Raw genomic sequence first — 18,589 nt, 5'->3', positions numbered from 1 at the left:
AACGCGTAATGTCCAAATATTTTTCCGAAGACCATGAATGGATTGTCGTTGACGGCGATGTTGCCATTGTCGGCATCAGTGAACATGCCGCCCAGCAACTTGGCGATATTGTGTTTGTTGAACTGAAAGAAGCTGGCGATACCTTTGATCAAAATGATGAAATCGGTGTGATTGAAAGTGTCAAAGCCGCCAGTGAAATTTATGCCCCGGTGGGCGGAGAAGTTGTTGAAGCCAACGACGATTTGGCCGATAACCCAAGTATGCTGAATGCAAGCCCGGAAGGCGATGCGTGGCTTTATAAAATCAAGATTGCGGATGCGTCACAGTTGGATGCATTGATGGATCAAGATGCTTATCAGGCGTTGATTGCCTAATTTTTTTGGATTGGAAAGGATCTATAGATGACCTTTAAACCGACGACATACCAACCGTATGATTTTGCCAATCGCCGTCATATCGGCCCATCCCCTAAAGAGATGGAAAAAATGCTGGAGGTGATCGGGACAGATAGCCTCGATAGCCTGATTGATGAAACGGTCCCGCGCGACATCCGCCAGCAAGAAGCACTTGATTGGGGGGATGCGTTATCCGAACGCGATACCCTGTTCCACCTGCGCCGTGTTGCCAAAAAGAACAAGGTTCTGACTTCTCTAATCGGGCAGGGCTATTACGGCACCATGACCCCGCCAGTGATTTTGCGCAATATTCTGGAAAATCCGGCATGGTACACCGCTTACACGCCTTATCAGCCGGAAATCAGTCAAGGCCGTCTGGAAGCCTTGCTGAACTACCAGACAATGGTGGCAGACCTGACCGGGTTGGATATCGCGAATGCGTCTTTGCTGGATGAAGCGACAGCTGCAGCCGAAGCCATGACAATGGCAAAACGGGCTTCTAAATCCAAGGCCACAACGTTTTTTATTGATGAAAACTGCCATCCGCAAAATATTGCGGTGATGAAAACACGGGCTGAACCGATTGGGATCGAAATTGTTGTCGGCAACCCTGATACGGACTTGAAAGCCGATGAAGTTTTCGGTGCGGTCTTCCAGTATCCGGGAACTTATGGGGATGTGCGGGATTTCACAGCGATTATCGAAAACCTGCATGAATTTAAGGCGTTGGCCGTTATGATTGCGGACCCGCTGGCCTTGGCTGTTTTGAAAGCACCGGGCGAGATGGGCGCTGATATTGCTGTGGGGTCCACACAACGTTTCGGCGTGCCGATGGGATTTGGTGGTCCACACGCAGCTTATATGGCGACACGTGATGCTTATAAACGGTCCATGCCGGGCCGTATTATTGGTGTGTCCATCGATAGTCGCGGCAATAAGGCGTATCGTCTTGCCTTGCAAACACGCGAACAACATATCCGTCGTGAAAAGGCAACATCCAACGTCTGTACGGCGCAAGCTTTGCTGGCGGTTATGGCGTCCATGTATGCTGTTTTCCACGGTCCCGATGGGATTAAGGCGATTGCGCAAATCATTCATCAACATGCGGTTCGTTTGGCGGTTGGTCTTGAAAAACTCGGTTTCAAAGTCTCTCCGGATGTGTTTTTTGACACCATCACGGTTGAAGTTGGTTCCATGCAGGGTGTGATCCTGAATGCTGGCGTTGCCAATGGGATCAATCTGCGCAAAATCGGCAATGACCGTATCGGGATCAGTGTGGATGAACAGACCCGCCCAGAAACGATCGAGGCGATCTGGACTTCGTTCGGTGGTAACGATATGAAAGATGATCCGACGATTGCCCTTGATTATCGTCTGCCCAGTGATGTTGCACGTACATCAGAATATCTGACTCACCCGATTTTCCACATGAACCGGGCAGAGTCTGAAATGACACGTTATATCCGCAAATTGGCGGATCGTGATTTGGCACTGGATCGGGCCATGATCCCGCTCGGGTCTTGTACCATGAAGCTGAATGCCACAATGGAAATGATCCCGATTACATGGCCGGAATTTGGCGATATCCACCCGTTCGCACCGCGCGATCAGGTTGATGGCTATTATGAAATGATCGATGATTTATCTGATAAATTATGCCAGATCACGGGCTATGATGCGATTTCCATGCAGCCGAATTCGGGTGCACAGGGCGAATATGCAGGCCTGATTACCATTCGTAATTATCATAATGCACAAGGCAATAGTCATCGCAATGTGTGTTTGATCCCAACATCAGCGCATGGGACGAACCCGGCAACGGCGCAAATGGTTGGCTATAAAGTCGTGGTGGTGAAATCGGCAGAAAACGGCGATATTGATGTAGCCGATTTCCGCGAAAAGGCGGAAAAACATGCCGATAATCTGGCCGCATGTATGATTACGTATCCATCCACACATGGTGTGTTTGAAGAAACCGTGCGCGAAGTGTGCGAAATTACACATCAACACGGTGGTCAGGTCTATATCGACGGGGCCAATATGAACGCGATGGTCGGTCTGGCCCAGCCGGGTAAAATCGGTGGGGACGTGTCGCACCTGAACCTGCATAAAACATTCTGCATCCCCCACGGTGGTGGCGGTCCCGGCATGGGACCGATCGGGGTGCGCGAACACCTTAAAGCCTACCTGCCGGGACATCCTGAATTGAACGAGGCTGTCGGTCCGGTATCGGCTGCCCCGTTTGGTTCCCCTTCCATCCTGCCGATTTCCTGGGCGTATTGTCTGGCAATGGGTGGGGAAGGACTGACGCAAGCCACAAAGGTTGCCATCCTGAACGCCAATTATATCGCCAAACGTCTGGAAGGCGCGTTTGAGGTTCTTTATACCTCTAAATCCGGTCGTGTGGCTCACGAATGTATCCTTGATACCCGTCCGTTGAAAGACAGTGCAGGTGTGAGCGTAGACGATGTTGCCAAACGTTTGATCGATTGTGGCTTCCATGCCCCGACGATGAGCTGGCCGGTTGCCGGAACCTTGATGGTGGAACCCACAGAAAGTGAAACCAAGGCAGAATTGGATCGTTTCTGTGATGCCATGTTAGCCATCCGGGCCGAAGCACAAGATATCGAAGATGGCAAAATTGACGGGGAAAATAACCCGTTGAAGAATGCACCACATACGGTGGAGGATCTTGTTGGTGAATGGGATCGTCCTTACAGCCGTGAACAGGCTTGTTACCCGCCGGGTGCCTTCCGTGTCGACAAATATTGGGCACCGGTAAACCGGGTTGATAATTCCTACGGGGATCGCAATTTGGTTTGTTCCTGTCCACCTTTGGAGGACTATGCCGACGCGGCTGAATAATAAATAAAAATCACGAGAGAGATGACCGCCTGAGCAAAATTCCCCTACAGATGTTCAGGCGGGCGTGGTCGATGAAAAGCAAGTGCCGTAACCTTTGTTTTTCAAGACCTTTGGGTATCCTCTCTCCCTTGCATTTTCCGGTGTTGGGAGAGAGGAGCCTTTTTAAAAGATAATAAAATTACACTTTTTTTCCGGGCGAACAAAATCTAGTCATAAAGCCCCAATAAAAACAAAAACGTTTCATATACAGAGAGAGGATTTTAAATAATGGAAACAATAACTTCCATAATAGGTGATATTAACGGAATTGTTTGGGGTTGGCCGATGCTGATCCTGATTTTAGGTGTTGGCCTGTTCATGAGTATCGGTTTGAAATTGATGCCGATTTTGCAGTTGGGGACAGGCTTTAAATTATTGGCTGGCGGTGTGCGTGCACGCAGCGGTGAAGAAAACGATGGCGAAGTTCCGCCCTATCAGGCTTTGATGACAGCCTTGGCGGCAACCGTCGGGACCGGGAATATTGCCGGTGTGGCAACCGCCGTTTTCCTTGGCGGACCTGGTGCTTTGTTCTGGATGTGGATGACCGCCCTTGTCGGGATGGCGACCAAATATTCAGAAGCCGTTTTGGCGGTGAACTTCCGTGAAGTTGATGAAGACGGCAACCATGTTGGCGGTCCGATGTACTACATCAAAAACGGTATGGGTAAAAAATGGGCGTGGTTAGGCACCCTGTTTGCCTTGTTTGGTGCTGTGGCCGGTTTCGGCATCGGTAACGGTGTACAATCCAATTCCATTGCACAAGTGATTGAAACGAACTTCGCCATTCCACCGCTGGTATCCGGTTTTATCGTGATGATTTTGGTCGGTGCAGTTTTGATCGGCGGGATCAAACGGATCGGTTCTGTGGCTGGGGCATTGGTTCCCTTTATGGCGCTGGCCTATATTCTGGTGGGATTGGTTGTGTTGTTTATCAATGCCGATCAACTGGGACATGCATTTGGTCTGATCTTTGAAAGTGCCTTCACAGGTCATGCTGCGGAAGGCGGCTTTGCCGGCGCAGCTGTTTGGGCAGCGGTCCGTTTTGGTGTGGCGCGCGGTGTCTTTTCCAACGAAGCTGGCCTTGGGTCTGCCCCGATTGCGCATGCGTCTGCGCAAACGAAAGACCCGGTTCGCCAAGGCTTGATTGCCATGCTCGGTACCTTCATTGATACGATTATTGTTTGTACGATTACCGGTCTGGTGATTGTGACGTCCGGTCTGTGGACATCGGGTGAATCCGGTGCGGCCTTGACATCAGCGGCCTTTGCCGATGCGTTGCCGGGGGCAGGTAATTATGTCGTTGCCGTGTCATTGGCGGTTTTTGCCTTTACCACCATTTTGGGCTGGTCCTTGTATGGTGAACGCTGCGTGGAATATTTGTTCGGTGTGAAATCAATTGTCCCTTACCGTATTGTTTGGGTCTTGGCTGTCCCCTTGGGGGCAACGGTCAGCCTTGATTTCATCTGGTTATTGGCAGATACGCTGAATGCCATGATGGCCTTGCCGAACTTGATTGCGATTGCGGTTTTAAGTCCGGTTGTTTTCAAAATGACGCAAGCCTATTTTGAGCGTCACAAAAACGATTAAATAGCAGTGACTTGAAAATCCTTTTGGTTAGGGATTGAGAAAAAAGGCCCACTGACTATGATGTCGGTGGGTCTTTTGGGTTTAAGGAAACAGGAACATGTATCGTATTGCAATAAATGGCTATGGCCGGATTGGACAGGCTGTTTTGCGTGCCCTTTACGAAAGTAAAGACAAATGGGGCATGCAGGTTGTCGCCATTAATAGTCTGAGTGATATTGAGACCCTGACCTATATGACGCGTTACGATACGACCCACGGGCGTTTTCCGGTTTGTGTGGAACATCGCGATAGCAACTTGATCGTAGATGGCGATGTTATTCGTGTTTCAAATACCGAGGATCCGGCAGACCTGAATTGGCAGGATTTGGAAATCGACCTGGTTTTGGAATGCAGTGGTACATTTGGTGATCTTGTACAGGCGCAACGCTATCTTGATGCTGGGGCGAAACGATTGCTGTTTTCCCAACCGGCCTTGCCCGAAGTCGAAGCCACGGTTGTTTACGGGGTGAATGATGAGGTTCTGAATAACACACAACGTATTGTTTCTGCTGCCTCCTGCACAACAAACTGTATCGTTCCGGTTTTGAAGGCGCTGGATCAAAAATGGGGGGTTGAAAACGGGATGACGACCACCATTCATTCCGCGATGAATGACCAACCGATTATTGATAGTTCTAACGCGCGTAACTTGCGCCTCAGCCGGGGCGGGTTGCAATCCATTATTCCAATCGATACCTCACTTGCGCGCGGTATTGAAAGAATGCTCCCGCATTTGCAAGGCAAATTCGATTGCCTGCATATCCGTGTGCCGACACAGAACGTTTCCGTTCTGGATGTGTCCTTGAACATGAAAAATGACGTGAGTGTCGAAGAGGTGAATGACTTGTTCGCGGACTTAAGCCGGGGAACTTTATCGCATATTCTGGGATATACGGAAGAACCGCATGCATCGGTCGATTTTAATCATTCACCTTTATCATGTGTGGTGGACGGTTCACAGACCAAAGTAAATTCCAAGCGGATGCTCAAGCTGTTTTGCTGGTTTGATAATGAGTGGGGATTTGCAAACAGGATGCTTGATGTGTCCCGCCATTGGTTGAACCTTTGAGGTTGGAAAATAGGTAGATATTTCCGCATAAGGGCGGTGATTTTTTCCGCTGTTTTAATCTGTATGCAAGAACACTTTACAAGTTTTGTTTATTAACAAAGAGTTAAAGTTTTTACTGTGTTGGTATGGTTCTTGAATTGTCATAAGCAGGAAAGTTACGACAGGGAACCTTGCCATGACGGATAAGACGACGACAGAGGGAGCTTCCTCTATGCCACAAGCGGAGACAACAAAGCGAATTGTGATTTGTGACAAGCTATCGCTGATTTCACAAAATTGGGAAAAGCATATGTTTCCCAAACCGGATTATTTCAAAACGTCGCGTCATACGCAGAAGGGGAATAACCGATCCATTACGATGAATTTGGCTGAATGACTTTTCCTCGGTTGACCAGCCTCAAGTACGTCGAAAAAAAAAACGGCGAAAATGACCATATGAGCATTAATAAATACCTTCTTGCCTTTATGGCCCTTATCGCCGCAACAGAATTAATCTACGTTGGGTATCTTGCTATTCGGGCTTTTTTCTTTTAGTCGGCTCGACGTATGTTGCGCCGATATTTTTGAAACAGTTGGCAATGGTATCGAAGTTATATTGCATCATTTCTTGATACAAATTCGGACCGGCCTTAAAGCTTAAGCCATAGGATTTCAAGGTTGCGACTTTTGTATCGGACCCATCCAACGCAAATGAGAGATTTTTGTCGGTCAATCCTTCTTCTGTGAAGAAACAAACTGGTCCCATATCGTTTAATTTTGTGCGCAAAGTCAACATGTTGGCCATGTCTGCTTCGTCACCGGGATTTGTGGCAAGAATATCACGGACCTTAAACGCATAAGATTGTTCGAAATATTGCTGGGTATCGTGGTACAGCCACGATTGCCCGGCGGCAATGGCGCGAAAGCCGAATTCAAATTGGCGATCCAAGGCGGCGATGTCACGTTTTACAGTTGTGCGGTTTTCAGCATATTGTTTTTCATGCGCGGGATCGACGTTCACCAGATTTTCATAGAGGGCATCAATCATAACTTCTGCGTTGCGGACATCCAGCCACATATATGGGTCGCGACGATTCTCGTTATTTCGCTGTGGTAAAATCTTGAAATCGGAATAGGACAGCATTTCAAAAGTATTTTTGCTGTTGCTTAACGTTGTGCTCAGGGATTGTTCCAGCTCCGGTCCCATCCAGACGACAAGGTCGGCTTTTTTCAATTCCTGCAGGTCGGCTTCACTTGGCGTGTAATTTAAGGGCACTTTGTCTTTAATTAACAAGATAGGTGTGCCGACGTTTTTCATCAGGCTAGACAGTAACGAATGGATTGGCTTGATGGTTGCGATAACTTCTGTTTTTTCAGCAGCATATACCGTGGAGGTCGAGAGAACACCGACAAGAGCGGTTGCGATAACGAGTGATTTGCGCCAGAACATCTTAAGTTTCCTTCATGTAAACGGTGACACACCTTGCAGCAGTCTTATGGCGATAGCATTGACTTACATCAGTCTGGAAGATTTTTTAATGACGACAGACATGACCACGGCTTTGCCACATTTTGCGATTAGACAAGCCTAAACGCGTCTGAATATAGGATGAAATGATGAAGAAACAGGTCTTTTGCCTTGCTGCGGCAGGTTGTTTTTTAGCGACAGTTGCTCATGCGGATCCGGCTTATGATAAGAAGCTTGGTGAATATATGGTCCATCTTCAGGAAATGCAGGCCGAAGCCGATCGTATGAAGGGGCTGGTTGTGCAATTTGATAAGACTTCACAAGCGTGTCTGGATGAATTGCAAGCTGGAAAACCGGCAAAAATCTGTATTGTCATGCAAAAAGACAAGATGGATTTTGTATATGAACATAAGAAATTCCGCAGCTATAACCGTATTCGTAAAGTCCCGAAATTTGAGAGGGCGTTACAAGATATGATGCAGATGGAAATGTTCAGTTTGCCAAAAGAAGACGCCAACTATTTGTTCAAAACCCATATGGATGCGAAAGATAATCGTCAACAACGCATTACGGCCATTGGTGAACAAATTTACGGGGCGATCGACCGTTTCAACGCGATTTCGGATGAACGCTTGACTAAAATTAAAGAGCTCAAAAAGAAAAAATAACTTATAAACGCGTTATGAATTATCAATCTTTCGGAAAAATTGCCATTCAGCCCGATAAAATAGAAGCCTTTGTAAAAGAGGCTGAAGCAAAGGGGCTGTGCGTACGCCATGTCAAAGGCACTATCTATGAGTTTGGCATGCGTATACCCAGTTTGCACGACCCCGTTCAATTGCGTAAATCTGCAGGTATGATTGGCCTAAAATATAGCGTTTAAAAAGCCAGATCACTTACGGCGGCGAGCGCACTGTTGACGTCTTTGTGTTGGGATAGGTTTACGCTAAAGACGATATCCGGCAACGGGCCTAGGTTTGAGAGAAAATCCTGTGTGTCCAAATCATGTTCTTGCAGATATTCAAACTGTGCCTGCGACATCTTAAAGGGCCGACAGCATAGTGTGAAAGCCGGTTCACTTTGAAACATATAGGTTGTGGTTATCAGCGTTTGAAATGTTTTGTGCGCCGGTGCGACATTTAATCCGTAGTCGCCTGTAGTACCTTTATCGTCAAACCAGCCGAACAAATATAAATCCACGATTTCACCATTTGGATTGGGCAAATCGTTGAATTTGTCTATATGAGTCATCATCTTACTTCCGCCTAAGAGTTAGGCACCTGTTTGATGCCCCATAACTTTTTAAGCGTTCCAGTATGCTTATGCAATAATCGAGTTGTCTTCTTGAACGTGCGAGTCGTTGGACCGATTTAGAATTTTCCCAAAAGATAGGATTTAAGATCGGGAATATAATTGTTATATATCAATGAATTGGGCCTAACTTATATAGTTTTTATTTTTTCGTTTCTGATCGACTGCAATCCAGATTACGATGTGGGACAAAGTCGAAACGAGACCGGGAAAAGACATATTCTAGTTATGGTTTTTATATCATGTACTGATTAAAAAATAATCAACTGGCTGTTTTTTAAGCTTATAGATTGTTCAAAAATGAGGCAATTGATGTGAAGGGAGGCCGTAAAAGTGCGGAAACACTTGTTTTTCTCCGGTTTTTAAAGTTGGCATGATCTATGCTTTATATGTTGCGACAGAAGTGCAGGTGTGACACCGCAAATGCATTTCATTTGGGAAGTTAGAGTTTACTGTAAGACATAAAAGAGGCGTCTGCTGATGAAAAAAATCGAAGCCATTATCAAGCCGTTTAAACTGGATGAAGTGAAAGAAGCACTCCATGAAGTCGGACTGCAAGGCATCACGGTAATCGAGGCAAAAGGCTTCGGTCGTCAGAAAGGTCACACAGAACTGTATCGTGGCGCAGAATATGTCGTTGACTTTTTGCCGAAGGTAAAAATCGAACTCGTCATTGACGATGCTATGGTGGAGGGCGCCGTTGAAGCCATCCAGCAGGCCGCACACACCGGTCGCATCGGGGATGGCAAAATCTTTATTTCCACTGTTGAAGAAGCTATCCGTATCCGTACCGGGGAAACCGGACCGGAAGCCGTTTAAGCCTTCGTTTGGAATATCTAAATCTTTTTTTCACAACCAAGTAAGTAAGGGAAGGGAAGCATTATGCCCTTGGATTGCAAAACTCCTGAAGATATCTTCAAAGTCTGTAAAGAAAACGAAATCGACTATATCGACCTGCGTTTCACAGACCCGCGCGGCAAATGGCAGCACTTGACCATGTGTGCGGACGTACTGTCTGAAAGCGATTTCGAAGATGGTATCATGTTCGACGGTTCTTCCATCGAAGGCTGGAAGGAAATTAACGAGTCAGACATGTCTTTGATCCCTGACCCGACCTCTGCAATTATCGATCCGTTCTCTGCGCAGCCGTGCCTGATCGTAAACTGCGACATTTACGAGCCGTCTACAGGGACGCCTTATAACCGTGACCCGCGTTCAATCGCGAAAAAAGCCGTTGCTTACATGGAATCTGCTGGGATCGGTGACACGGCTTATTTCGGTGCAGAACCGGAATTCTTCGTATTTGACGATGTGCGTTATTCCAACGAAATGCACGACACTGGCTTCAAAATCGACTCTGATGAAGGTCCGTGGGTAACCGGTAAAGAGTTCGACGAAGGCAACACAGGCCACCGTCCGGGCGTTAAAGGCGGCTATTTCCCGGTACCGCCGGTTGACTCTGCACAAGACCTGCGTGCAGAAATGGTCACAATCGCGAAGGAAATGGGCCTTCCGATGGACAAACACCACCACGAAGTTGCACCGTCTCAGCACGAACTGGGCATGATGTTCGGTAAACTGATCGAAACAGCTGATAACGTACAAACTTACAAATACGTTGTTCACATGGTTGCACACAGCTTCGGTAAAACGGCAACATTCATGCCGAAACCGATCTCTGGTGACAACGGTTCCGGTATGCACACACACCAGTCTATCTGGAAAGACGGCAAGCCGCTCTTTGCGGGTAACGGTTATGCAGACCTGTCCGACATGTGCCTGTACTACATCGGTGGTATCATCAAGCATGCGAAATCTTTGAACGCCTTCACCAACCCGTCTACAAACTCTTACAAGCGTTTGATCCCGGGTTTCGAAGCACCGGTTCTGTTGGCATACTCTGCGCGTAACCGTTCTGCATCTTGCCGTATTCCGTTCTCACCGAGCCCGAAAGGCAAGCGTGTTGAAATCCGTTTCCCGGATGCGACTGCGAACCCGTATCTGGCCTTCACTGCCATGATGATGGCTGGCCTTGACGGTATCCAGAACAAAATCCACCCGGGTGAAGCAATGGATAAAAACCTCTATGATCTGCCGGCTGAAGAATTGGCTGAAGTGCCGACAGTTGCAGGTTCCTTGCGCGAAGCTCTGGAAGCACTGGATGCCGACCGCGAATACCTGAAAAAAGGCGGCGTCATGGATGACGACATGATCGACGGCTACCTCGATCTCAAGTGGGAAGAAGTCTATAACTTCGAACACGCCCCGCACCCGATCGAATTTAAAATGTATTATTCTTCATAATACGGGTACAAATCGGGGGCGATCATTGTTCCTGATTGCGAAATATGGGAGGGAGGCTGAGAGGCCTCCCTCCTTTTTTGTTTTCAGGGGTGTGGGGGGAAATTGCCTTTAATCTTAATGCAATATAAAGCAGCTATTTCCGGGTTGGTGATGTCGATTGGAATTCCAATGCCTGTTTCTTGGATTGTAGGGGCGGAAACGGGTTGATGAACACCACCCAGTTTCACAAGATTTTCTTCGCTTTGGTTGGAGACAAAGCCAGATAAGGGTGGTTGCGCAAGCATGTCGCCATCTTCTGGAATTTCTTTTTCTGCGGGAGTTTGCGAGACATGGACATCAATGTGAGCGGAAGATCCGCTACTTGTATATTCACCTTCATGAGTATGAGGTGGGAGATTTTCTGTCTTCAGCGTGACCGTTTCGCTACCCAGCATCTGGCCTTGTTTAATATTGAGGGGGCCGCCAATGCCAACAACTGTTCTGGAACGTAAGTCTGGTAAGCGGAAAACGCTGCGTCCATCACCGCCATATGTTGTCCCCATTGTTTGAAAGAGAGCGGAATAATCCTGGATGGGGAGCAACTGCCCGGCAGCGGGGACGTAAGTATCGGGGCACCAATTGCTGGATGTTACGCAAATGCTGGCAATATAGTCATTTTCGGCACAAGCGAATGCAGAATGCGATGATGTAAAGAAAGCAAGGCTACTAAAACCGAGTGCAATACCGGTGCAGCGTGCCATTTGTGTGAAAGAACGTGTCATAATTTATATCCGAAAAATTTAATTCTACTAATGGCGAGGTGGCCAGTAACCCATATTGGCGAGGCAAAACCGTAAACCTAATTGGGGGGGGACTGTTCGAATGGATTGTCCGTTTCCAGTTTGTTCTACAATCAAATCGGATGATGCCGGTTGGCTGGTGATATGACTTCCCGCAATGGCGGTGCCATGTTCCATCCTCATTGCTTGGGTAAAGCTTTTACTTTGATTGCCATTTTTATTGGAAACGGCGAGATAATCACCCTCTTCCGGTGTGGATTTGGTGCCGTTCTCGGTTGATACATTTATATGTGGACGTTCGTATTTATATGGGGAGTACGTTCCATTATGTGTATGTGAGGGCATATTATCATACAGTATGCGAGTAGAAGCGGAACCTGAAAGATCCCCCAATGTTGCCGGTTCTAAATCAGGTCCATGCCCAGGGGAACGCAGGATACGCCCTGCGGTTTCCGGTGTTTTGAACGTGTTTTGAAAATCCCCGCCATAGATCGTAGTGATAAGAGAGAATAAATCTTGAAATTCACTGCTATGATTTGAAAGGGTTTTGCTTGGGCCAAGTTCAATATATCCGCGCGGGCAATAGACGGCAGCGGTAATGCAGACTGTTCCAAGGTAGGGCTCAGGGGAACAACTGGCATGGGCAGGGGATGATAAGGGAAATGCATTTGCGATTAAGCCGCATAGAGTAAGTCCCCCAAATTTAAGAATGGTTTTGAAATGCATAAGTAACCTCTTTAAAAGAGTGATTGATGGAGAAAATATATCTTGCGGATCAATTTTCATTTGGTCTGGTGGGATAATCCGGTCCTGTTACAACCATGCAGCTTTGCAAGACGATGTTTGAGGTGTTGATGCTTAAGGGCAAGGGCAAGTCCTTTCCTGCCGGCTGTAGGCTAACCTCTCCCAAAGTTGGGGACGGGTTGTGTGTGGTAGAAACCTTGGCTGTTTTACCTGCCTCATTTGCGGGTATATACGAGTCTAAATTGGAGAATCCCTGTTTTTTACGGGCCAACCAAGTATCCGGCGTGGAAGCCGGTTCTGATCCGGTTTCGGTTGATACATAAAATTCAGTGCGAAAGGCTTCGTTTTGATTTTTAAGGGTGGCGTTATGACGATGGGCGGGTAAATTTTTTGTTTCTAACTGTATTGAGGTTTGCCCCCCTTTGTATCCAAAAGGTTTGGGGGGGAGCCCATTTGGAGTTCCCATCCGGCTTGCGCCTACAATAGCGCGCCCACGCAAATCAGGTAGGGCAAACTCTGTAATACCATTTCCGCCATAAGTGTTTCCGATAAGGGAATAAAGTCGACGAAATTGAACGATATCGAGAACTTGCCCGTTGGGGGGTAACGAGAACTGGGGGCAAAAGTTGGCGGCTGTATAAAAAATAGTGCCCATATATGTGTTTTGTGATGTGGCCTGCGCTGTAGATGGCGGGAGCAAACCCGTTGCCAGCACAAGAGTCAGTGCTGAAAAGCAACTGGCAGTGGAATATTTCATTACAAGGTCCTTATTTGTTTCAAATTCGAGATGAGTTCTTTTTAACAATTAAGAGACTAGGCAATTTTGCCTTTCTATTAAACAGAAATACTCTTTTTTATCTTTTTAATAAAAGATTAAACAATCCAAGGTAGAAATTATAAGTGTGTTATGCATGATTGAGAGGGGTATAGATAACAATTACACGAGAAGATGAAATGAAAATATTTTCTAGTATTAAAAATAAAAATAGTAAAATTACCTAATGAATATATAAATCACTGGAAAAAAAGGAAATTCTACTCGAAAGGTTGCGGTATTCTTTATGCAAGTTAAAAGCTGTTCTAAAAGAAAGCATACTCTAATGAAAAATGATGATACCTGCTATTCTCAACACCTTAAAATCCTTCAAGAAGAATTGATCCCTGCGATGGGATGTACAGAACCGATTGCGATTGCTTATGGGGCATCCAAGGCGCGCGCGGTTTTGGCGGAGTTGCCGCAAAAGGTTGATCTTCAGGTGACGGCAAACTTGATCAAAAATTCTAAAAGCGTCGTGGTGCCGAATACGGGCGGACTTAAGGGGATTGGTGCTGCGGCTGCTGCCGGGATTATTGCCGGGGATGCGGATCAAGGTTTGCAAGTTTTAAGTCGAGTGCAATCAAGTCGATACGGTGAAGTTCAAGACTATCTGAACAGTGACAAGATTGATGTTAAATCGCTGGACAGTGAACATACATTTGACATGATCGTTACGGTTTATGGGGTGAAGTCCAAGGCAACGGTGCAGATTTCACGTTATCATACAAACATCGTTTTGATCACCAAAGATGACGAGATCTTGTTTAAAAAAGATGTATCCGATGTTTCTGTTGGTACAAACCATACAGATCGAGGCTGCTTAAGTATTGAATCTATTCTTGATTTTGCACAATCCGTTGAGATTGCGGACAGTCAAGATCTTCTTGAACAACAAATTACCTACAACAGTCAAATCGCTGATGAAGGCTTGAAGGGGGAGTGGGGAGCTAATATTGGCGCAACCTTGATGCAGGTTTGGGGGGAGGATGTTAAAACACGGGCAAAAGCGCGTGCTTCTGCCGGGTCTGATGCCCGCATGAGCGGATGCGAGTTACCGGTGATGATTGTGACAGGCAGTGGCAATCAAGGCATAACAGTCTCGGTTCCGGTGATTGAATATGCCAAAGAATTAGGCGTGAGCCATGAAAAATTATTACGGGCCTTGGTTGTTTCCAATCTGGTTGCCGTACATTTGAAATCGGGAATTGGCTGGTTGTCGGCTTATTGCGGTGTGGTGAGTGCCGGGGCGGCAGCTGCAGCCGGGATTGCATGGTTGCATGATGCGGATCACGAGGTGATCAACCAAACCCTGATCAACAGCTTAGGGTCTGTGTCAGGAATTATATGTGATGGTGCAAAACCGGCCTGTGCGTCTAAAATCGCCGCATCGGTGGAGGCTGGGATCCTTGGTTTTCATATGGCGAAACAAGGCCGCCATTTTAAGGATGGCGAAGGCATTGTGAAGGGCGACATAGAAAGCACAATCGCCAACGTTGCCAAACTGGGGCGTGACGGTATGCGTGAAACGGATAAAGTTATTATTGATATGATGCTGGATTAAAAAAAGAAAAGCCCTGCCGTTTGATCTGGCAGGGCTTAAAACGTACTTAGTACGGACGAGGCGGGTAGATCCCTTTCATTTTGATGCAATATTGCGCCGAAGTTTGTGGATCAATCACGCTGATAGGGGTTGGGGGTGCTGATCCCGCATTGGCAATTTGCACAACACTGCCTGCCGATGGGCTGACTGTTGCCCCACCTAACATAACTGGTGAGCCCTGTTGTCCGTTAGAGATATATCCGTTGACAGGTGGCGTTGCCAACATATCGCCGTTGGACGGAATTTCTTTTAGGGCTGCATTTTTCGAGGCCTTTACGCTAAATTGGCCGGTGGTGTCTGGTGTGAAGGTTGCATCGTGAGTATGGCTGGCAAGTTGACCGACTGTGAGCGTGACGGTTTCCTGACCGTAACGTTGACCTTGTTTGAGGTCTAAGCTACCACCGATGCCAACCGGGGTCCTGCTGCGCAAATCCGGTAAGGCAAAGGTTGTCGGTGCGTTGCCGCCATACATATTGCCGAGTAAGGTATACAGGGCCTGATTACTGGAGATGGTCAAAACTTGTCCCTCAGCAGGGGAGAAATTTTTCGGACAAAAACTGCCTGAGGTTACGCATACGCTGCCTAGATATGCGTCATCGCTACAGGCCTGTGCCGTTTCACTGCCCAATGTCAAGGTGAGGACACTGCCGCCCAAAAAAGCAGCCGTTTGAATGGATTTATATAAGTTCAGTTTTTTCATAATCTTCTTCCAAATCTTTGACTGTTTAAGAGCGTGGCGGATATACACCGTCGTAAGCGATGCAATAGCGCATGCCGAGTTGCGGCGGCGAAATGGGGATGGCACCATCACCACCCGTTTCAGATATCTCAATTAATTGTGCTGGCGGGAGGTCTGAAATATAACCACCGCTGATGTCGGCTGTGGGAGCCGCACTGCCTGCGGCAATAAAGCTTTTGCTTTGTGTGCCATTGCGGTTTGAAACCGCCATGTAATCCCCTGCGGCAGGGGTTGGTTTGGTTCCATTTTCGGTGGAGACCTGTAACCCAGGACCATCTGCACCAAACGGTGCATAAGTGGCTGTATGTGTGTGTGTGGGCATAGAGTCTTCTGTCATATAGACATGGGTTGAACCGAATATCATGCCTTGCTGGACGGCTACTAACCCAGGAGGGGAGCCTTCGGAACGCAAGACGCGGCCTGCGGTGGCAGGCAGGCCAAAGTCTGTACGCATGTTTCCGCCATAAGTATCCATCAACAAAGAAAAAAGCATCTGTTGTTGATTGACGCTTATATATTGGACAGGGCCAAGGGTGAAATATTGATCTGGGCAGAAGGAAGCCGCTGTCATGCAAATGCTGCCGACATAAGGGTCTGGTTCACAATCAGCGTAGGCTGCGGTGGTCAGATGTGTACTTGCGAGCAGGCCAGCTACGGCAAGACCAAATGGTTTTATGATATTTTTGGAAAACATTAAAGTGATCCTCTTGAAAATGATCAGATGGGAAAAGTGCAGGGATGCGTTTACGTACGTGGGGGATAGATACCCTTGGTCACAACGCAGTAACGTATGACAATACTGGGTGTATTGATCCCCATTTGCGTACTGGTACCTGCGTTATCAAGAGTGACGGTCCCGCCAGTCGATGACGCGGTATTAGATGCGACAACTTTGGCCGTTGTGCCTTTGTCAGCCGGTGCAATGTATGAATTTTGTGTTGCAAAACCTTGTTTTTTTGTGGCGATCCAATCATGGGTCGCAGGGGTTGCATGGCTTGCGTTGTTGGCAGAGGCCGCAAAGGCTGTTTGAGGCACCTGATCGAATGTACTTGTATGGGTGTGGGACGGCAGATTTGCGGAAGTCAATGTAATGAATTGTTGCCCGTTTTTAAGCCCGCGCGGGGTTGGGGACAAGCCGGGGCCAGTTCCAACGCCGACGATGACGCGCGCACGTAAATCCGGCAAGCCGAAAGAGGTGCGTCCATCCCCGCCATAGGCGTATCCGATGACTGAATATAAGGCGTCAAAGTCTGAAATTGCTAATAGTTGCCCGTTGGCCTCCAGCGTATTGCGCGGGCAAAACTGCGCCCCGGTCGCAAAAATAGTGCCGATATAAGAGTTGGGTGAGGCCGCATGAACCGGGGCGCTGGTTATCAACCCCGACATGAACGAAAATGTGATCGCAGCAACTGATGCTGCCTTCTTGAAACTCATCTTACCCTCCTAAGTGGTGTAATATTTAATAAGTTTTAAAATCAAATTGCCTTAAAATGGTATTTCTTTTTAAGAAACAATCAAACATAAATTTTTAATTAGACTTCTTATTCTAAGAAAAATATTAATAACTTGTTTTTATTGTAAAAATATAAATACTACTTTTTGAAGATTGATTGACAATCGTGGAAGAAACAATCTATACATAAAGTTGTGCGTCTTCCGTTTTCTCGGACCATCAGGCGTGTCGTAAAACAATTCGACGGAGGCAGTGAATAATATGTCAAAATATAATGGTTCCTTGATGATGGGGAAAAAGCCTTTAGCCGTGGCGCTGGAACAGCGTTTTATGTTTGATGCGGCGGGTGTTGCCACCGGTGCGGAAGTTGCTGAACAAAATGCGATAGATACAGAGGCCAAGGCGATTCAATCCTCGCACGGTAGTGATACATCAGCTGTAAAAGAAATTTATTTTATCGATTCGAATGTTGCTGATTATGACCAGTTGATCGCCGGTTTAGATGCCGATGCGGAATATGTTGTTTTAAATGGCGATGAAAACGGTTTGGACCAAATGGCTGCGGCCTTGTCCGCTCGTTCCAACCTTTCTGCTGTTCATGTAATCTCCCACGGGGGGCAAGGCGAAGTCCTTTTGGGGACGAGTTCTTTGAGCAGCGCGACGATTGAACAAAATCGCGATGCACTGGAAATTATCGGGCAATCCCTAAGCGATGATGGCGATATTTTACTTTATGGCTGTAACATTGGAACCGGGTCTGTCGGTGCGACGTTTATCGGCAGTCTTGCCGATGTAACAGGCGCAGATATTGCTGCATCCGATGATGCAACCGGGGCAAGTGGCGATTGGGCGTTGGAAGCCAAAACCGGTCAGATTGAAACCACGCTGGGCATTTCGTTAAGCGCACAGGAAAATTACCAACATGATCTGGCGACATTTGATTTTACGAATGCCGTGGATAATGGGTCAAACGTTACCTCAACAGTCAGTGGGATAACCGTTACCATAACGTCTAGTGAAGGGGTGAATGTTAGCTTTCTCGATGGTGGTGGTTTTGGGGGGTCTTCGGGCAATGCTGCTGTTGCTCATTTTAATCAACAAACCGCAACCAGTATGACGTTTACTTTTAGTGCAGCTGTGAATTTAACAAGTTTGCGGGCGATTGATACTTTTCAGACAACAACGACCAACTGGACTTTTACGCCTAACACAGGCAGTGCCGTAACGACGAGTGTTGATCATAACACTGGTACAACGGTTGATTTAAGTTCATTGACGGGGATTACTTCTTTTACCATTACCAGTACTTCACCGGTTTCATATGGTGTGGACACGATCGTATTTACAGCGGCACCGACAGATCCCGCGATTACCTCTGCAACATATGATGCTTCTGCAGGG

19 protein-coding genes are annotated in these 18,589 nt (G+C 47.2%); 11 read left to right on the top strand and 8 right to left on the bottom strand.

The genetic code is table 11. The features are described from left to right. Positions 1-8 precede the first annotated feature (8 nt). The 5 genes from gcvH (at position 9) to ACN0VA_RS03240 (ending at position 6,370) form a co-directional block, all read left to right on the top strand. Positions 9-374: a glycine cleavage system protein GcvH gene (gene gcvH, locus ACN0VA_RS03260; protein ID WP_417819760.1), complete on the top strand. Its 366-nt coding sequence runs from the start codon at positions 9-11 to the stop codon at positions 372-374. Positions 375-401: 27 nt separating this feature from the next. Next, entirely contained in the window at positions 402-3,260 is a 2,859-nt protein-coding gene (gene gcvP, locus ACN0VA_RS03255) for an aminomethyl-transferring glycine dehydrogenase (protein ID WP_417819759.1), read from the top strand. Between the two features lie 267 nt (positions 3,261-3,527). Further along, positions 3,528-4,886 carry an alanine/glycine:cation symporter family protein gene (locus ACN0VA_RS03250; RefSeq protein WP_417819758.1) on the top strand — a complete coding sequence of 453 codons (1,359 nt, stop codon included), beginning with the start codon at positions 3,528-3,530 and terminating at the stop codon, positions 4,884-4,886. A 97-nt stretch (positions 4,887-4,983) separates the two neighbouring features. Beyond that, positions 4,984-5,994: a type I glyceraldehyde-3-phosphate dehydrogenase gene (locus ACN0VA_RS03245; RefSeq protein WP_417819757.1), complete on the top strand. Its 1,011-nt coding sequence runs from the start codon at positions 4,984-4,986 to the stop codon at positions 5,992-5,994. 175 nt (positions 5,995-6,169) lie between these two features. After that, positions 6,170-6,370 carry a hypothetical protein gene (locus ACN0VA_RS03240; protein ID WP_417819756.1) on the top strand — a complete coding sequence of 67 codons (201 nt, stop codon included), beginning with the start codon at positions 6,170-6,172 and terminating at the stop codon, positions 6,368-6,370. Positions 6,371-6,505: 135 nt separating this feature from the next. Here the strand turns inward: ACN0VA_RS03240 and ACN0VA_RS03235 are convergent, their stop codons facing one another. Beyond that, a complete protein-coding gene (locus tag ACN0VA_RS03235) occupies positions 6,506-7,423 on the bottom strand; it encodes a metal ABC transporter solute-binding protein, Zn/Mn family (RefSeq protein ID WP_417819755.1) in 918 nt (305 codons plus the stop codon). Between the two features lie 164 nt (positions 7,424-7,587). Between ACN0VA_RS03235 and ACN0VA_RS03230 the strand changes: the two genes are divergently transcribed. Together ACN0VA_RS03230 and ACN0VA_RS03225 are read left to right on the top strand one after the other, a co-directional pair. Further along, positions 7,588-8,109: a hypothetical protein gene (locus tag ACN0VA_RS03230; RefSeq protein WP_417819754.1), complete on the top strand. Its 522-nt coding sequence runs from the start codon at positions 7,588-7,590 to the stop codon at positions 8,107-8,109. A gap of 14 nt (positions 8,110-8,123) precedes the next feature. Beyond that, complete coding sequence (locus tag ACN0VA_RS03225) at positions 8,124-8,324, top strand: hypothetical protein (protein ID WP_417819753.1); 201 nt, start codon at positions 8,124-8,126, stop codon at positions 8,322-8,324. Here the strand turns inward: ACN0VA_RS03225 and ACN0VA_RS03220 are convergent. Next, a complete protein-coding gene (locus tag ACN0VA_RS03220; RefSeq protein ID WP_417819752.1) occupies positions 8,321-8,695 on the bottom strand; it encodes a hypothetical protein in 375 nt (124 codons plus the stop codon). The genes ACN0VA_RS03225 and ACN0VA_RS03220 overlap by 4 nt on opposite strands. A gap of 537 nt (positions 8,696-9,232) precedes the next feature. On the opposite strand from ACN0VA_RS03220, the gene ACN0VA_RS03215 reads away from it, so the two are divergent. Beyond that, positions 9,233-9,571 carry a P-II family nitrogen regulator gene (locus ACN0VA_RS03215; RefSeq protein ID WP_188661310.1) on the top strand — a complete coding sequence of 113 codons (339 nt, stop codon included), beginning with the start codon at positions 9,233-9,235 and terminating at the stop codon, positions 9,569-9,571. A gap of 63 nt (positions 9,572-9,634) precedes the next feature. Then, positions 9,635-11,056: a type I glutamate--ammonia ligase gene (glnA, locus tag ACN0VA_RS03210; protein ID WP_417819751.1), complete on the top strand. Its 1,422-nt coding sequence runs from the start codon at positions 9,635-9,637 to the stop codon at positions 11,054-11,056. 83 nt (positions 11,057-11,139) lie between these two features. Here glnA and ACN0VA_RS03205 read toward each other — a convergent pair whose 3' ends face one another. From ACN0VA_RS03205 to ACN0VA_RS03195, 3 genes are read right to left on the bottom strand one after another with little or no spacing between them, the layout of a single operon-like run. Continuing rightward, on the bottom strand, positions 11,140-11,817 hold the full coding sequence (locus tag ACN0VA_RS03205; protein WP_417819750.1) for a phage tail protein: 678 nt from the start codon (positions 11,815-11,817) through the stop codon (positions 11,140-11,142). 27 nt (positions 11,818-11,844) lie between these two features. After that, positions 11,845-12,561 (bottom strand): phage tail protein, encoded by a 717-nt coding sequence (locus ACN0VA_RS03200; protein WP_417819749.1) that lies wholly within the window; start codon positions 12,559-12,561, stop codon positions 11,845-11,847. A gap of 49 nt (positions 12,562-12,610) precedes the next feature. Then, positions 12,611-13,336 carry a phage tail protein gene (locus tag ACN0VA_RS03195; protein WP_417819748.1) on the bottom strand — a complete coding sequence of 242 codons (726 nt, stop codon included), beginning with the start codon at positions 13,334-13,336 and terminating at the stop codon, positions 12,611-12,613. A 343-nt stretch (positions 13,337-13,679) separates the two neighbouring features. Here ACN0VA_RS03195 and ACN0VA_RS03190 point away from each other — a divergent pair, with 343 nt between their 5' ends. After that, positions 13,680-14,957, top strand: a complete 1,278-nt coding sequence (locus ACN0VA_RS03190; RefSeq protein ID WP_417819747.1) for a serine dehydratase subunit alpha family protein — start codon at positions 13,680-13,682, stop codon at positions 14,955-14,957. Positions 14,958-15,003: 46 nt separating this feature from the next. On the opposite strand, the gene ACN0VA_RS03185 is transcribed toward ACN0VA_RS03190, so the two are convergent. From ACN0VA_RS03185 to ACN0VA_RS03175, 3 genes are read right to left on the bottom strand one after another with little or no spacing between them, the layout of a single operon-like run. After that, positions 15,004-15,696 (bottom strand): phage tail protein, encoded by a 693-nt coding sequence (locus ACN0VA_RS03185; RefSeq protein ID WP_417819746.1) that lies wholly within the window; start codon positions 15,694-15,696, stop codon positions 15,004-15,006. A 25-nt stretch (positions 15,697-15,721) separates the two neighbouring features. After that, on the bottom strand, positions 15,722-16,429 hold the full coding sequence (locus ACN0VA_RS03180) for a phage tail protein (protein WP_417819745.1): 708 nt from the start codon (positions 16,427-16,429) through the stop codon (positions 15,722-15,724). Between the two features lie 50 nt (positions 16,430-16,479). Next, the gene (locus ACN0VA_RS03175) at positions 16,480-17,169 is read right to left on the bottom strand and encodes a phage tail protein (protein ID WP_417819744.1); all 690 of its coding nucleotides are present in this window, start codon (positions 17,167-17,169) and stop codon (positions 16,480-16,482) included. Between the two features lie 280 nt (positions 17,170-17,449). Between ACN0VA_RS03175 and ACN0VA_RS03170 the strand changes: the two genes are divergently transcribed. Further along, on the top strand, positions 17,450-18,589 hold a 1,140-nt coding region (locus ACN0VA_RS03170), incomplete at its 3' end, for a DUF4347 domain-containing protein (RefSeq protein WP_417819743.1).

The organism is Terasakiella sp., assembly GCF_048267425.1.
Classification (GTDB): Bacteria; Pseudomonadota; Alphaproteobacteria; order Rhodospirillales; family Terasakiellaceae; genus Terasakiella.
Note: the sequence above shows the minus strand (reverse complement) of the source record. Positions and strands in the feature narration are given on the sequence as shown.

What these genes read in the sequence shown, in the direction of transcription:
- gcvH (WP_417819760.1), top strand. Translation starts at nt 9, where the DNA reads ATGTCCAAATATTTTTCCGAAGACCATGAATGGATTGTCGTTGACGGC.
- gcvP (WP_417819759.1), top strand. Translation starts at nt 402, where the DNA reads ATGACCTTTAAACCGACGACATACCAACCGTATGATTTTGCCAATCGC.
- ACN0VA_RS03250 (WP_417819758.1), top strand. Translation starts at nt 3,528, where the DNA reads ATGGAAACAATAACTTCCATAATAGGTGATATTAACGGAATTGTTTGG.
- ACN0VA_RS03245 (WP_417819757.1), top strand. Translation starts at nt 4,984, where the DNA reads ATGTATCGTATTGCAATAAATGGCTATGGCCGGATTGGACAGGCTGTT.
- ACN0VA_RS03240 (WP_417819756.1), top strand. Translation starts at nt 6,170, where the DNA reads ATGACGGATAAGACGACGACAGAGGGAGCTTCCTCTATGCCACAAGCG.
- ACN0VA_RS03235 (WP_417819755.1), bottom strand. Translation starts at nt 7,423, where the DNA reads ATGTTCTGGCGCAAATCACTCGTTATCGCAACCGCTCTTGTCGGTGTT.
- ACN0VA_RS03230 (WP_417819754.1), top strand. Translation starts at nt 7,588, where the DNA reads ATGATGAAGAAACAGGTCTTTTGCCTTGCTGCGGCAGGTTGTTTTTTA.
- ACN0VA_RS03225 (WP_417819753.1), top strand. Translation starts at nt 8,124, where the DNA reads ATGAATTATCAATCTTTCGGAAAAATTGCCATTCAGCCCGATAAAATA.
- ACN0VA_RS03220 (WP_417819752.1), bottom strand. Translation starts at nt 8,695, where the DNA reads ATGATGACTCATATAGACAAATTCAACGATTTGCCCAATCCAAATGGT.
- ACN0VA_RS03215 (WP_188661310.1), top strand. Translation starts at nt 9,233, where the DNA reads ATGAAAAAAATCGAAGCCATTATCAAGCCGTTTAAACTGGATGAAGTG.
- glnA (WP_417819751.1), top strand. Translation starts at nt 9,635, where the DNA reads ATGCCCTTGGATTGCAAAACTCCTGAAGATATCTTCAAAGTCTGTAAA.
- ACN0VA_RS03205 (WP_417819750.1), bottom strand. Translation starts at nt 11,817, where the DNA reads ATGACACGTTCTTTCACACAAATGGCACGCTGCACCGGTATTGCACTC.
- ACN0VA_RS03200 (WP_417819749.1), bottom strand. Translation starts at nt 12,561, where the DNA reads ATGCATTTCAAAACCATTCTTAAATTTGGGGGACTTACTCTATGCGGC.
- ACN0VA_RS03195 (WP_417819748.1), bottom strand. Translation starts at nt 13,336, where the DNA reads ATGAAATATTCCACTGCCAGTTGCTTTTCAGCACTGACTCTTGTGCTG.
- ACN0VA_RS03190 (WP_417819747.1), top strand. Translation starts at nt 13,680, where the DNA reads ATGAAAAATGATGATACCTGCTATTCTCAACACCTTAAAATCCTTCAA.
- ACN0VA_RS03185 (WP_417819746.1), bottom strand. Translation starts at nt 15,696, where the DNA reads ATGAAAAAACTGAACTTATATAAATCCATTCAAACGGCTGCTTTTTTG.
- ACN0VA_RS03180 (WP_417819745.1), bottom strand. Translation starts at nt 16,429, where the DNA reads ATGTTTTCCAAAAATATCATAAAACCATTTGGTCTTGCCGTAGCTGGC.
- ACN0VA_RS03175 (WP_417819744.1), bottom strand. Translation starts at nt 17,169, where the DNA reads ATGAGTTTCAAGAAGGCAGCATCAGTTGCTGCGATCACATTTTCGTTC.